Genomic DNA, 13900 nt, shown 5'->3' with positions numbered 1-13900 from the left:
CCCGCCGCAGCCCCAGTCCCCGCCGCCGGCTCAGGACGAGCCGGGCCCGCAGCCCGTGCCCGGTGCGGGCGGACGCCGCCGGGCCGTGGCGCCGCCCGCCCCGGCGCCGTCGCAGCCGCCGGGCCCGTCCGGGACGGGGCCGGGCACCGGATCCGTACCGCTGCCGCCCGAGCTGCCGATGCCCAAGGAGTCCACGCAGGGACGGGCGTTCAGCGTCCGCACGCTCGGCCAGGGCGTCCCCTTCGCCCCGCCCGCTCCGGCACCCACGCCCGCGCCCGCCAACGGCTCCGGGCGGCGGCGGAAGCTCGCCACGCCGCCCGAGATCGACCCGCCGGCGCCCGCGCAGCCCGCCGCCGGTCCCGTACCGCCCGTTCCCGTGGCGCAGCCGGACGCGGTGGCCAAGCCCGAGCCGCAGCTCGGTCTCACGCCCGCCGTGTCCGAGGGCCGTGCGTACGCCATAGAGGCGCCGGCCGAGGGCTCCGCCGAGGGTCCCGAGCCGCTGGACGGTCCCGGTGGCGCGGTCGAGGTCGCCAACCGGCCCGCTCCGCAGCCCGTGGACGACGAGCTGCCCCCGGAGCCGCTCGACAACCCGCGCCGGCTGCTCGTCTGGCCCGCCCCGGACGTCGCGACGCAGCAGGCGCTGAGCGACCGCGGTTACCGGCCGGTCATCGTGCACTCCCGGGAGGAGGTCGACGCGCAGATCGCCGCCTTCCCGGCCGCGCTGTTCGTCGACCCGCTGACCGGCCCGATCACCCGGACCGCGCTGCAGTCGCTGCGCCAGGCCGCCGTCGCCGCCGAGGTCCCCGTCCTCCTGGCGGCCGGTCTCGGCCAGGCCACGCGGGAGGCGGCGTACGGTGCCGACCCCGCCGTCCTCCTCAAGGCGCTCGCCCCGCGTGACAGCGAGCAGCATCCGTCCCGGGTCCTGCTCATCGAGGAGAACGAGCACATCGCGGAGGCGCTCGCCGCGACCCTGGAGCGACGGGGAATGCTCGTGGAACGGGCGGCGACCGACAGCGAGGCCGTCGCGCTCGCCGCCGAGGTGCGGCCGAACCTGGTGGTGATGGACCTGATGCAGGTGCGCCGCCGCCGGGCCGGGATCATCGACTGGCTGCGGGCGAACGGGCAGCTCAACCGCACCCCGCTCGTCGTCTACACCTCCGCCGGCCTGGAGGAGGACGAGCTGCCGAAGCTCACGTCGGGCGAGACGGTCCTCTTCCTCGCCGAGCGGTCGACCAGCGCCGAGGTGCAGGCCCGGATCGTCGACCTGCTCGCGAAGATCGGCACCAACTAGGCCGGGGGACAGAGGGGTTCTCCTCTGTCCCCCTGGAGCGGCTACAGCTGGGTGACGTCCAGCTCGCCCTCCGCGTACTGCCTGCGGATCACCTTCTTGTCGAACTTCCCGACGCTCGTCTTCGGCACCGCGGGCACGACCGCCCAGCGCTCCGGGAGCTGCCACTTCGCGATGCCGCCCTCGGTGGCGAGGAAGGTCTTCAGCGTCTCGTAGTCGGCCGTCGCCCCCTCCTTGAGGACGACGGTGGCGAGCGGACGCTCGCCCCACCGCTCGTCCGGCACGGCGACGACGGCCGCCTCGGCGACCGCCGGGTGGGCCATGAGCGCGTTCTCCAGTTCGACGCTGGAGATCCACTCGCCACCGGACTTGATGACGTCCTTGGCGCGGTCGGTGAGCGTCAGGTAGCCGTCGGGGCTGATGATGCCGACGTCCCCGGTCTTGAGCCAGCCGTCCTCGCTGAACTTGTCCTCGGGGCGGAACGCCTCGCCGTCCGCCCCGCCGAAGTAGGCGCCCGCTATCCAGGTGCCGCGCACCTCCAGCTCACCGGCCGACGTACCGTCCCAGGGGAGGTGGTCACCGCCCGGGCCGACCAGCCGGGCCTCGACGCCCGCCGGGAACCGGCCCTGCGTGACGCGGTACGGCCACTCCTCCTCGGCACCCAGGCCGGCCGGCGGGTGGGCCATCGTGCCGAGCGGGGAGGTCTCCGTCATGCCCCAGGCGTGGCAGAGCCGTACGCCGAGCTTGTCGTACGCCTCCATGAGCGAGGGCGGACAGGCGGCCCCGCCGATGGTCACGTGGGTCATCGAGGAGAGGTCGCGCGGGTTCGCGGTGACCTCGGCCAGCAGGCCCTGCCAGATGGTGGGGACGGCCGCGGCGTGGGTCGGCCGTTCGCGCTCGATCATCTCGGCGAGCGGGGCGGGCTGCAGGAACCGGTCCGGCATGAGCATGTTGACGCCGGTCATGAGGGTGGCGTGCGGCAGGCCCCAGGCGTTCACGTGGAACTGCGGGACGACGATGAGGGTCGTGTCCCTGTCGGTGAGGGCCATCGACTCGGCCATGTTCACCTGCATGGAGTGCAGGTAGATCGAACGGTGGGAGTAGACGACGCCCTTGGGGTCGCCCGTGGTGCCGGAGGTGTAGCACATGGCGGCGGCGGTGCGCTCGTCCAGTTCCGGCCAGGGGTAAGTGGTGGGGCGGCCGGCGATCAGCTCCTCGTACTCGTGGACGCGCGGGGCGACGCCGTCCAGGACGGACCGGTCGCCCGGACCGGCGACCACGATGTGCTCGACCGTCGGCAGGTGCGGCAGCAGCGGGGCGAGGAGCGGCAGCAGCGAACCGTTGACGAGGACGACGCGGTCGGCGGCGTGGTTGACGATCCACACCAGCTGCTCGGGGGGAAGGCGCAGGTTGAGGGTGTGCAGGACGGCGCCCATGGAGGGGATCGCGAAGTACGCCTCGACGTGCTCGGCGTTGTTCCACATGAGGGTCGCCGTGACGTCGCCCGGTTCGATGCCGAGTTCGTCGCGCAGGGCGTTCGCGAGCTGCGCGGCACGGTCGCCGATCTCGGCGAAGGTGCGGCGGTGCGGCTCCGCCTCACCGGTCCAGGTCGTGACGGTGGAGCCACCGTGAACCCGCCGGCCGTGCTCGAGGAGGCGGCTGATGTTGAGCTGTACGTCCTGCATGGTGCTGTACACGGGGCGTCCTCCCGGTGGGCGCTACGTGGCAGAAAGGGTGGGGAGATTCTGCGCACATACCGCGCGGTATGTCACTACCCGGGAGTACGGAGATTGCCAGTGATGACTGGCGTATGTCCACGGCCGGCCCTCCGGGGGCGGCCGGCGCTCACCGTACGGGCGCCAGCTCCGGGTCCTCGCGGAGTTTGCCCAGGGCGCGGGAGACGGCGCTCTTGACCGTACCGATCGACACCCCGAGCACCTCGGCCGTCTGCGCCTCGCTGAGGTCCTCGTAGTACCGCAGGACGACCATCTGGCGCTGCCGCTCGGGAAGCTTCATCACCGCCCGCCACATCGCGTCGTGGAGCACCTGGCGCTCGGCCGGGTCGGGGACGGGGAGGCCGGTGGGCTCGGGCAGTTCCTCGCAGGCGAACTCGTCGACCTTGCGCTTGCGCCACTGCGAGGTACGGGTGTTCAGCAGCGCCCGGCGGACGTAGCCGTCGAGGGCGCGGTGGTCCTCGATGCGCTCCCAGGCGACGAAGGTCTTGGCGAGGGCCGTCTGGAGGAGGTCCTCGGCGTCGCACGGGTTGGCGGTGAGGGAGCGGGCGGTGCGCAGCAGCACGGGCCCGCGCGCCTTCACGTACGAGGTGAAGGACGGGTACGGCGCCGGGCCGGTCGCGACCGCGGAGGCGCCGGCGCAGACGGGGCCAGAGGGTGGCGGAGTCATGGCTCCACGCTAGGAGCGGCGGGGTGTGCGGCGGATCGGCCCCAGGTCCCGAACCGCGGTCCCCCTCAGGTCGGAGGAGTGGGGACCTCTCCACCTCCTCTGGGTGGAGCCGTCCCCCCGCGCGGCTCAGGGTCACCACGCCGGGACGGGGCGCACCGCACCCGCGGGTGCTCCGTCAGTCCTCCGCGCCGTGGCCGGCGAGGGCGGCTTCGAACGCGGCGTACGCCTCCGCGCCGAACAGCACGAACCGCACCTCCTCCACCGCCGTCGCGGCGGACCGCACCGTCTCCACCGCGATCCGGGCGCCGTCGTCCATCGGCCAGCCGTAGACGCCGGTGGAGATCGCCGGGAAGGCGACCGTACGGGCACCCAACTCGTCCGCGACACGGAGGGACGCGCGGTAGCAGGAGGCCAGCAGGTCCGAACGGTCCTCGTCCCGCGTCCACACCGGGCCGACCGTGTGGATCACATGGCGGGCCGGGAGGCGGCCGGCGGTCGTCGCCACGGCCTGCCCGGTCGGCAGGCCCCGGCCGTAGTGGGAACGGCGCAGGTCCTGGCAGGCGGCGAGGATCTCCGGGCCGCCCCGGCGGTGGATGGCGCCGTCCACCCCTCCGCCGCCGAGCAGCGAGGAGTTCGCCGCGTTGACCACCGCGTCCACCGCCTCGGTGGTGATGTCCCCCTGGACGAGCACGATCCGCATGCGCCACCCCTTCCCCGCGGTTCGTCTGTACGTTTCCCCGGCACCGTACGGCTCATGGGTGCGGCCCCGCACCCGTGCTGTCCACGGATGCGGGGCCGCTGCCGGTCTCTCCCTGGGGCGTACGCCGCGTCACTGGCGGGGCGGCGTCTCCGGGGGCGGTGGAGTCCGCCCCGGCTCGGTACCGCCGTCACCAAGCCGCTGCTTCAGCTGCGACTGGGCCGTGTCGACATGACGGCTGTACTTGCTCCGGGTCCGGGCGTCGACGGCGTCACCCGCCTTGTCGACGGCCTTGCCGGTCTGTTCCTCGTGCCCCTTGAGCATGCCCTTGAGCTTGTCGAACACAGACATCTGGCCCTCCTTGCGCGGTTCCAGGCCCTTCCAGCATCCCGGCCCCACGCCCATCCCGCATCCCCTGCCCCGCCGCCCCGCCCCCCACCCGGCCGGAAACCCGGTGATGACCTGCGGGCACGCGGGCCGGACCGCTCCGGCGGGCTCGCGGACCGAAGGAAGGTGAGGCCGTCACGCCGGCCCGGGCCGATCCCGCACACGGCCCACGCAGCGAGCACGGAGCGGTGGTGATACGCACCCCGGCCCAGGCCCGGCGCTCGCGCCCGCCCCTTGATGCGGGGGCGGGCGCGGGTGCCGTGGCTCAGCCGGCCTCCCGCTGCTCGCGGAGGTCGTGGACGGTGGCGGTGAGGGTTCCGTCCTGCTGCTCGTAGTGGGAGAGCGCGAGGCCGAGACCGAAGAAGGTGGGTGCCCATTCGCCGACGAAAATTCCCCACCGGTCGGCGCGGGCGAGATCCGCGTGGGAGCCGGGCTCGGCCTTGAGGCTGACCACCCAGGTGAAGACGGAGAACCCGATGCTGCCGAAAGCGGCCATGTAGGCGTGTTCGCTGCGGATGCCCATCTCGTGCATCTTCTTGATGATCATGATGTTCTCCCGATCACATGCCGGTGGAGCGGGTGGTGTCCTGGTGGGAGTGCCGTTCGCGGGTCTTCCGCCAGGGGATGAGGCCGGCCAGCCCGAGGAGGCCGAAAAGGCCCCACAGGCCGGCGTCGCCGTCGTCGTCCTTGGCCTGCTCGGCCTGGACGGTCGCGGTGGCGGTCGTGGTGCTTGTTCGCTCGGTGCTCTGGCTGAACGCGGCGCCTGTCGGGGCGATGGCGAGAAGGACGGCGATGAGTGCGGTGCCTGCGATTCTGCGCATTGCTGTCTCCTTGGGTCTCAGCAGTCGCTCTGGCACCCCCCCGATTGCCCGGTTTCTCCATCGATAGACGTATTTGGCCATTTTTTCGCGGGTCTCTTACCCGTCGCTCCCCATGCCGCACCTCCCGGCCTGAACCAGCCAGGTGCTGCGCGGAGGTTCCCGCACCATGTCGCGTACGAGGAGTGGGAGGACCCGGCGCTTCCACGTCCCGCCCTGGAAGCGCGCTCGCGCCGGCTGGGCGGAGACAAGCCGCACGCGGAAGGGGTGCTCCGAGGACCGGAGCACCCCTTCTGACCAGCACCTGCGCTGACCTGCGTGCGGTGGGTGTGGGATTTGAACCCACGGTGACTCGCGCCACGACGGTTTTCAAGACCGTTCCCTTAGGCCGCTCGGGCAACCCACCTCGCCCCGCCGCCTCACCAGGGGCGGAGCGGGTACAGCGTACCGGCTGGGCGGTGAGGGCGGGTCAGCTGTCGCCGGTGCGCTGGCCGAGGGTGACCGTGGTCTTGGCGGGCTTGCCGTCGCGTTCGTAGGTGATCTCGACCGAGTCACCGGGCTTGTGGGTCCAGATCTCGCTGATGAGGGTCGGGCCGCTGTCGATCGTGCGGCCGCCGAAGCCGGTGATGACGTCGCCCGGCTTCAGGCCGGCCTTCGCCGCCGGGCCGCCCGGGGTGACGGGGGCCGAGCCGCCGCTGCCCTGGGCGGCGATCATGGCGCCGTCGCCGCGGCCGGCCATGTTCACCGTGGCGCCGATCACCGGGTAGACCGGCTCACCGGACTTGATCAGCTGCTCGGCCACGTTCCTGGCCTGGTTGACCGGGATCGCGAAGCCCAGGCCGATGGAGCCCGCCTGGGACTGGCCGAAGCCGCTGCCGGTGGACTGGATGGCCGAGTTGATGCCGATCACGGCGCCGCTCGCGTCCAGCAGCGGGCCGCCGGAGTTGCCCGGGTTGATGGAGGCGTCCGTCTGGAGGGCGCTCATGTACGAGTTGCCGCCGCCGGAGCCGTCGCCGGAGGCGACCGGGCGGTTCTTGGCGCTGATGATGCCGGTGGTGACGGTGTTGGAGAGGCCGAACGGCGCGCCGATGGCGATCGTCGAGTCACCGACCGCCACCTTGTCGGAGTCGCCCAGCGGCAGCGGCTTCAGGCCGTCGGGGGCGCTCTTGAGCTTCAGTACGGCCACGTCGTACCCCTCGGCGCGGCCCACGACCTCCGCGTCGTGGGCCCGGCCGTCGGAGAAGGTCACGGAGAGTTCGCCGCCCTCCGCCGCCGAGGCCACCACGTGGTTGTTGGTGACGATGTGGCCTTCCTTGTCGTACACGAAGCCGGTGCCCGTGCCGCCCTCGCCCTCGCCGCCGCCCGACTTGGCCTGGATGGTGACGACGCTCGGCAGGGCCTTCGCGGCGACCGCCGCGACCGTGCCCGGCTCACGCTTGAAGGAGGCCGGGGCCTCGCCCGAGGAGACCGTGGTGGAGCGGGTGCCGTCCTCGCCGCGCTGGGCGGCCCAGTAACCGATCCCGCCGCCGACACCGCCCGCGACGAGCGCCGCGGCCAGGACCGCCGCGAGGAGGCCGCCGGCCTTTCCGCGGGGTGCGGCGGGCGCCGGGTACGGGGAAGGGTGCGGCTCGCCCCAGGCCGGTACGGCGGGCGGGGGCGGCGGCCAGCCGGATCCGGGCGCGGCGGGTCCGCCCGGCGGCACCGGCGGCACCGCGCCGCCACCGGCGTGCGCGGGCGGCGTGGCGGGCGGCGCGGGCGGGGGTGTGGGGGGCGCGGAGGGCGCGGGCGGGGGTGTGGGAGCGGTGGACGGGGCGGTCGAGTCGTCCGCCGGGACCGGCGTGCCCTCGTTCTCGGTGCTCACAGCTCGCTCTCCTCGGTGGCGCTCGTCTGCTGGTACGGGGTGGGGTGCCTGGTGCGCTCGGGGCTCCGGGCAGGTGCCAGGGATCGTGTGCCCAGCTTTTCCCACGACACGTCAGACCGCCGTAAGCCGGAGCTGTGCATCCACGCCCCCTCCTTTATATACGGACAGAATGGGCGTCTTCCTCTGCGGTCGCTCCGCCAATGGCACCATGACGCGGTGACTCACGCACGGCAGCAACCGAACCGCGCCCCCGTCCAGGTCGTCGCCCACCGCGGGGCGTCCGAGGACGCACCGGAACACACCCTGGCCGCCTATGTGAAGGCGATCGAGGACGGCGCCGACGCCCTGGAGTGCGACGTCCGGCTCACCGCCGACGGCCATCTCGTCTGCGTCCACGACCGGCGCGTCAACCGTACGTCCAACGGCCGCGGCGCCGTCTCCGGTCTCGAACTCGCCGACCTCGCGGCGCTCGACTTCGGCGCCTGGAAGGAACGCGACGAGGTCGGCGAGAGCCCCGACTGGGGCGACCCCGGCTACACCTCCGTCCTGACCCTCGAGCGCCTCCTGGAGCTGGTCTCCGACGCCGGGCGCCGGGTCGAACTCGCCATCGAGACCAAGCACCCGACCCGCTGGGCGGGCCAGGTCGAGGAGCGGCTGCTCCAGCTCCTGAAGCGGTTCGGTCTGGACGCGCCGGACTCCGCCGACGACTCGCCGGTCCGGGTCATGAGCTTCTCGCCCCGCTCGCTCCACCGGATCGCCGCGGCCTCGCCGACCCTGCCGACGGTCTCGCTCTCCCAGTTCGTCTCCCCCCGCCTGCGCGACGGGCGCCTCCCGGCGGGCGCGCGGATCGCGGGGCCCTCGATCCGGATCGTCCGGCACCATCCGGCGGTGATCCTCCGCCTCCAGAAAGCCGGTCACCAGGTGCACGTGTGGACGGTGGACGAGCCCGAGGACGTCGAACTGTGCGTCCGGCTCGGCGTCGACGCCATCATCACCAACCGCCCCAAGCAGGTGCTCGCCCAACTCGGCCGGAGCGGAAGCCGCGGTCCCTCCGGCGCCTGAGCCGGATCCCGTCCCCCGTCGTGGGCCGCGGCCCCTCCGGGGTCCGAGCGGCGGCCCGTTCCCGCCGTGAGCGGGGCGCCGCCGCCGGGTCCGTACCGCCTCTCCCGTAACCCCTGACCCCACCCGTCACGGGGCTTACGGGGAGTGCACCGGCGCGTTCGGGACGTACGCGATCGTCACGAGTGCCTCATCACACGCGGAATAGTCGGTTTCCGGCCCATGCCATTGGGGCATCCACACCGTGGCGTGGGGCAAAGGAGGTCTCGGGGGTGGCGTTGGTGGTGGCACAGGAGGTGCCCACGTCGTCGAGCATGGCCGTACCCCATGGCCCTGCGGGCGTGGGTGAGGCACGGCACCGGATGCGGGACGAGCTGTACCGCAGCGGGGTGTCCGAAACGGTCGTCGACGACGCGGTACTGATCCTTTCCGAACTTCTCAGCAATGCCTGCCGGCACGGCAGACCACTGGGCCGGGGGGACCGGGGCGACGGGGACGTGCTCGCGGCCTGGCGGCTCGATCCGTCGGGCGGTCTGGTCGTCGAGGTGACGGACGGCGGTGGTCCCACACGCCCTGTGCCTTCGAAGCCCTCGGTCACCGCGCACGGCGGCCGCGGCCTGAACATCATCGGGGCCCTCGCCCAGGACTGGGGCGTACGCGACAGTGCCACGGGTGAGGTGACCGTCTGGGCGGTGGTCACCGAGGGACACCGCCGTGAGGACTTCGCGACCCGGGTCGTCGGCGGCCAAGGCCCCGCCCTCGGCTTCCTGGACGCGTACGACGACCTGGACTGACCGGCCCCTTCGCCGCTCCGGCCGGGCCCGTCCCGGCCGGAGCGGGGAAGCCGGCCGCCAGAGGGCGTCCGGTGCTCGCACCGCACCCCGCCGAGAGGCGGGGAACAGGCGTACGCGTACGGGCCGGGCGACGGCCCGGATGAGGGGTCCCGGTGGCCGGGGCGGCTAGGCTCGCGCCCGACACAGCACCGCCGCGATCGGGAGACAGCCCCACCATGGCCAAGAAGCGCCCCCAGACGAAGGCCGGCAGGACCGGCCAGGCACAGGTCACGAGCGGGGAGATCCCCGTCGTCGGCGCGCGGGAGCCGTGCCCGTGCGGTTCGGGCCGCCGTTACAAGGCCTGTCACGGCCGGGAGGCCGCGCACGCCGTGACCGAGCACGTCCAGCGCCCCTTCGAGGGCCTGCCCGGCGAGTGCGACTGGGTCGCCCTGCGCGAACTCGTGCCCGCCGCCACCGTGCCGCTCACCCTGAAGGGCGGGCTGCCCGAGGGCGTGCCGTCCGTGACGCTCGCGACGGTGCTGCCGATGGCCTGGCCGGCGCTGCGCCGCGACGACGGTTCGGTCCTGCTGGGCCTGCAGAACGAGTCCTCCTCCGGTGACCTGGCGCGCGACCTGGCCGACACGCTCCAGCGCGCCCTGGAGACCGAGCCGGGCAACCCGGTCCCGCCGCGCCGGGTGCCGGCCGAGGGCCCGCGGCTGCAGGATCTGCTCGACCCCGAGGGCGCGTTCGTGCCGGAGGTCCACCCGGGCTTCGAGTTCTGGGTCCCGCAGTCGGCCGACGCTGCCGATCCGGAGGTCGCGGCCTCGCTGGAGCGGGCCAACGCCGCGGCGATCCCGACCGTCAAGCTCACGAGCGTGGACGCCGCGTACTGGTGCGAGACCCCGGACAAGAACCACCTGCGCTGGGTCATGCCGCACCCCGAGGAGAAGCTCCTGGACGCGCTGGCCCGCCTCCAGGCCGCCGGTGGGACCACCCTCGGCCAGGACACCCGTCTCGTGGGGTCGTTCCGCGCCCACGGCCTGATGGTTCCGGTGTGGGACCTGCCGACCTCGATGACGGCGGAGGAGTGCGAGAAGCCGGCCGCCGAGTTCGCCGAGCGGCTCGCCGGGGCGCTCGCCTCGGACGCCCCGCTGACGGCGGAGGAGCGGCGGGCGCGCGGCGGCCTCACGAACCGTCAGGTGACTCTCAGCTGATACCCCGGGTGGTATGAGTCACCGGCAGACCGACCGGTCGGTGACTTCCACCACAACCCGGCCTACGGGCAGGTAAATCCCTGTCCGAATAACCGAGATCGAATTTGCGAACGGCAGATCTCTTGTTACCGTTCTGGAAGCCCGGTCGCTGGTGCATCCCCCGTCGCCAGCGATCGGGCCTTTCCATGTCCGCCTCCGCCCGCCCGGAGGTGTTCGACGCTCAACTTCCTTCGCCGTCCGCCGTGTTGCTGCCCGAGCGCAGCAGAAGCGGACCAGCCCCCTCCGCACCCGCGCCCTTCTCGCCCGCGCCTGCGAATTCCGCCACCGCCGTATAGGCCGTGAGCCCCTCACTCCCGCGTTCCCGGGGCGTTTCGCAGCGCCCGGGTTCATCCTCGGCGGCGACGTGACAGCGGACCTGAACGGTCCGTCCGCCGGGTGCCATCAGGGTGAGATAGGCGTCGAGTTCCCGGCCCGTGGCATTGCGGTAGTACGTACGCCCCCAGGTGTCGGCGCCCTCCGCGAGGACGCAGGTCTGCGCCTCGACGCCCTCCGGAGAGGCGAGTTCCGGCCCGCATCGCGCGATCCGCTCGGGTAGGGGGCCGGCGGACGCGGAGCCCCCGGGGGCGGGGGCGGGAGGGCTGGGTGGGACAGGTGGGGCGGTGGGGGTACGGGTCGGGGCCGTCCCGGCCGGCGCGTCCCCGGTGGTGCGGGGCCCGGGGCCGAGGCCCAGGCCACCCAGCAGGCCCCCGGGCGGCGCGGTGGCGTCCGCACCCGCCGCTCCCGCGCCCTTCCCCGTGCCGGGACCGCCCGCCGAGGCGGCGAGCGGGAGCAGGACGGCGGCGGTGACGGCGGCCGCGAGCGCGGCCACGCGGAGGTTCATCGGAGGTTCACCGGACGCATGCGGCCCACCTGCTCCTGGAGTCGTACGGCGGCCGGGGATCCCGGACGGTGGGGTGAACATAGCGGCGCCCGCCGGACATCCGGCGGGCCGCACACCCGTTTCCCGTACGCGCCGGGCCCCACCGCACCCGTTCGGGTGAACCGCGGCCGGGGGACGCGGGCCCCGAGCGGCCGGCTCGGCGAAGGGCCGGAGAAAGGACCGGGGGAAGGATCAGGAGGGGCGGACGGGGAGGAGGGGCGGGAGAAGGCGACCGGGGAGGACCGGGCCGCGGGCGAAAGGGTCAGTACGCGAGGCGGCTGCCGCCGTCCGGCGCGCTCGTGCTCGCCTCGACCAGGGCGTCGACCACCGCCTCCACGTCGGGCAGCCACGGCCGCGCCGATCCGGCGAGCGGGGCCCGCTCCCAGCTCACCTGCCCGGTCCCGGCGACCGAAGGCGGGAGCAGCAGGTAGCCGCCCTCGCCGTGGAAGCGCAGCGAGCTCGGCACGCTGTCCTTCGCGTGGAGCAGCTCGCCGAGCCGTTCGAGACCGTACGGGGCGACGAGGATCGACCACCGGGTCGGGGTCGCCACCACCGGGCCGAGCCGGATCCCCATCGCGTCGAGCGCGGCGAGGGCCCGCGCGCCCGCCGCGGCCGGGAGGCTCACCGCGCAGGGCGCGCGGCCGCCGGTGGCGAGGATGACCGGCGCCTCCGGGCGGCGGGTCCACCACCAGCGGATCATCCGCTCGTCGGTGGTCGCCGCGAGGAGCCCGGGGTCGTAGGGGTGCGCGCCGGGCACCGCGCAGGCGGGGTCGGGGCAGGCGCACACCGCCCCCGTGGTCGTACGGGTCGTCGTCGAGCTCAGTCCCACGCCCGGCAGGACGGGCCAGTCCCACTCGACCGCGAAGGTGACCGCGGCATCGAGCCGGGCGGTCCTTCCCTTGCGCCGGAACCGGAGCCTGCGTCGCCTTCCGAGGATCTCGCGCATGAGCGCTCGTTCCTTTCCGTTGAACGCCGAATCCACATCACAACACGTGCAGATCACTTCACCGTGCGTATCAGCGCGTACAAGGACGGCGGTGCGCCGCCCCGCGTCGGAGCGGGGCCGGCCGGACCGAAGCCGGTCGGAGCCGGGACGGACCCGGTTCGGAACAGTTCCCCGCCACTCGGTGACGGACCGCGGCCTGCGGCGTACGGGACGCCGGGCTTCCGCATCTCGCTCCGGGGCACGTTCAACTGCCCCTGCCTGTCACCGATTACGTACCCAGGACGTTCGGGATGACGCGCTGTGAAACGACGCCAGTCGACCGCAAAAGGTGCACACCGGGGGCAATTTTCGGCCAAGTTCGCCGCCAGTTCAACCCTTCTGCACAACCTCACGGACACCACAAGTCCCATGGGGACAATGCTGGACATCGCTCCTCGGGTGCGTGTACATGTGGAGACATCGAGCGGCGCAGAATCAGCAGAATCTCCTGGGGGTTTGCGATGCTATGGCGTCAAACGCACCGGTCGGAAAGCCGACCGAGATGAGCACCCCACACGTGCCGAAAGTGGCCGGAATCGATCCCACGATTCCCGCTCCCCCGCACACTGCGGCCCCCCTCCCCGGGGCGCCCGCCACGGCCGCGTCCACCGGCCACGACCGCCCGGCCGATCCCGCCTCCCGGACCACCGCCGACCGGGCCGACGGGCCGCAGGTCCCCGCCCCCGGCCTGCTGATCCAGGACCGCCTGGCCGGCTGGGTCTCCGACCTCACCACCCTCCACGAACTCACCGAGCGCCTCATCAAGACCGCCTCCCTCGACGGGGCCCTGCGCGAACTGCTGACCGCCGGCGCCGCGCTCGTCGGCGCCCGCCGCGGCATGGCCGTCCTCGAGCCCGCCGACGGCCTCGGCCCCGCCACCACCATCGGCCTCGGCCTCGCCCACGCCGACCTCGGCACCATCGAGACCCTCCCCCGGCACGTGACCGGCTACGGGCGCCTCCTCGAAGGACTCGAAGGACTCGAAGGAACCCCAGGAGCCCGGGAAGCCGGAGGAGCCGGGGCTCCCGACGGGCTCGCCGGGCGCCGCGGCCGCCACCCGGCCGTGCCCGACCCGATCGCCGTCCCCGACGTCCGCGCGGAAGAGGGCCTCGACCCGCGCCACCGCGAGGTCGCCGCCCGGCTCGGCTACGCCGCCAGTTACGCCCTCCCCCTCGCCACCGAGGAGGCCGGCCGGCTCGGTGCCGCCGTCTGGCTCTACGACGAGCCCGCCGAACCCACCGAACGCCAGCGGCACCTCATCGGCCTCTACGCCCGCTTCGCCACCGAGCACCTCGCCCGCCTCCTCCAGGTCGAACGGGCCCGCGCCGACCTCACCACCGTCGCCGGGGAACTCCTCCCCAGCCGCCTCCCGCGCGTCCCCGGCGTCCGGCTCGCGGCCCGGCATCGCACCGGTCCGCGCGGGGGCGGCGACTGGTACGACGCGCTGCCGTTGCCCGGGGGGGCCCTCGGGCGCGCCGGGGGCGCCGTCCCCGGCT

At 73.6% G+C, this 13900-nt stretch carries 12 protein-coding genes, 1 tRNA gene and 2 pseudogenes; 5 read left to right on the top strand and 10 right to left on the bottom strand.

Annotated elements, in window-relative coordinates:
* Window positions 1-1291, top strand: a pseudogene (locus tag RIF68_RS10180) (PAS domain S-box protein); the annotation flags it as partial.
* A gap of 41 nt (window positions 1292-1332) precedes the next feature.
* Here the strand turns inward: RIF68_RS10180 and RIF68_RS10175 are convergent.
* The 8 genes from RIF68_RS10175 to RIF68_RS10140 form a co-directional block, all read right to left on the bottom strand.
* Window positions 1333-2985, bottom strand: coding sequence for a long-chain fatty acid--CoA ligase (locus RIF68_RS10175; protein ID WP_309050835.1), 1653 nt, complete (start codon window positions 2983-2985; stop codon window positions 1333-1335).
* Window positions 2986-3133: 148 nt separating this feature from the next.
* Window positions 3134-3691: a SigE family RNA polymerase sigma factor gene (locus tag RIF68_RS10170; protein WP_309050834.1), complete on the bottom strand. Its 558-nt coding sequence runs from the start codon at window positions 3689-3691 to the stop codon at window positions 3134-3136.
* 175 nt (window positions 3692-3866) lie between these two features.
* On the bottom strand, window positions 3867-4391 hold the full coding sequence (locus RIF68_RS10165) for an O-acetyl-ADP-ribose deacetylase (RefSeq protein WP_309050833.1): 525 nt from the start codon (window positions 4389-4391) through the stop codon (window positions 3867-3869).
* A 129-nt stretch (window positions 4392-4520) separates the two neighbouring features.
* Entirely contained in the window at window positions 4521-4739 is a 219-nt protein-coding gene (locus tag RIF68_RS10160) for an antitoxin (protein WP_309050832.1), read from the bottom strand.
* 301 nt (window positions 4740-5040) lie between these two features.
* Window positions 5041-5322 (bottom strand): hypothetical protein, encoded by a 282-nt coding sequence (locus RIF68_RS10155; protein WP_309050831.1) that lies wholly within the window; start codon window positions 5320-5322, stop codon window positions 5041-5043.
* A gap of 13 nt (window positions 5323-5335) precedes the next feature.
* Window positions 5336-5596, bottom strand: a complete 261-nt coding sequence (locus RIF68_RS10150; RefSeq protein ID WP_309050830.1) for a WGxxGxxG family protein — start codon at window positions 5594-5596, stop codon at window positions 5336-5338.
* A 318-nt stretch (window positions 5597-5914) separates the two neighbouring features.
* A tRNA-Ser gene (locus RIF68_RS10145) sits at window positions 5915-5999 on the bottom strand.
* Between the two features lie 63 nt (window positions 6000-6062).
* Window positions 6063-7454: a trypsin-like peptidase domain-containing protein gene (locus tag RIF68_RS10140; protein WP_309050829.1), complete on the bottom strand. Its 1392-nt coding sequence runs from the start codon at window positions 7452-7454 to the stop codon at window positions 6063-6065.
* Window positions 7455-7670: 216 nt separating this feature from the next.
* Here RIF68_RS10140 and RIF68_RS10135 point away from each other — a divergent pair, with 216 nt between their 5' ends.
* The 3 genes from RIF68_RS10135 (at window position 7671) to RIF68_RS10125 (ending at window position 10500) form a co-directional block, all read left to right on the top strand.
* Window positions 7671-8516, top strand: a complete 846-nt coding sequence (locus RIF68_RS10135; RefSeq protein ID WP_309050828.1) for a glycerophosphodiester phosphodiesterase — start codon at window positions 7671-7673, stop codon at window positions 8514-8516.
* Window positions 8517-8698: 182 nt separating this feature from the next.
* A complete protein-coding gene (locus RIF68_RS10130) occupies window positions 8699-9307 on the top strand; it encodes an ATP-binding protein (RefSeq protein WP_309050827.1) in 609 nt (202 codons plus the stop codon).
* A gap of 215 nt (window positions 9308-9522) precedes the next feature.
* Window positions 9523-10500 (top strand): DUF5926 family protein, encoded by a 978-nt coding sequence (locus RIF68_RS10125; protein WP_309050826.1) that lies wholly within the window; start codon window positions 9523-9525, stop codon window positions 10498-10500.
* A 220-nt stretch (window positions 10501-10720) separates the two neighbouring features.
* Here RIF68_RS10125 and RIF68_RS10120 read toward each other — a convergent pair whose 3' ends face one another.
* The gene (locus tag RIF68_RS10120) at window positions 10721-11380 is read right to left on the bottom strand and encodes a hypothetical protein (RefSeq protein ID WP_309050825.1); all 660 of its coding nucleotides are present in this window, start codon (window positions 11378-11380) and stop codon (window positions 10721-10723) included.
* Window positions 11381-11681: 301 nt separating this feature from the next.
* Entirely contained in the window at window positions 11682-12365 is a 684-nt protein-coding gene (locus RIF68_RS10115; RefSeq protein WP_309050824.1) for a bifunctional DNA primase/polymerase, read from the bottom strand.
* A 541-nt stretch (window positions 12366-12906) separates the two neighbouring features.
* Here RIF68_RS10115 and RIF68_RS10110 point away from each other — a divergent pair.
* Window positions 12907-13900 (top strand): annotated as a pseudogene (locus RIF68_RS10110) (hypothetical protein); the annotation flags it as partial.

This window comes from Streptomyces sp. (assembly GCF_031178505.1).
Classification (GTDB): domain Bacteria; phylum Actinomycetota; class Actinomycetes; order Streptomycetales; family Streptomycetaceae; genus Streptomyces; species Streptomyces gulbargensis.
This window is presented reverse-complemented; position numbering and strand designations above follow the sequence as displayed.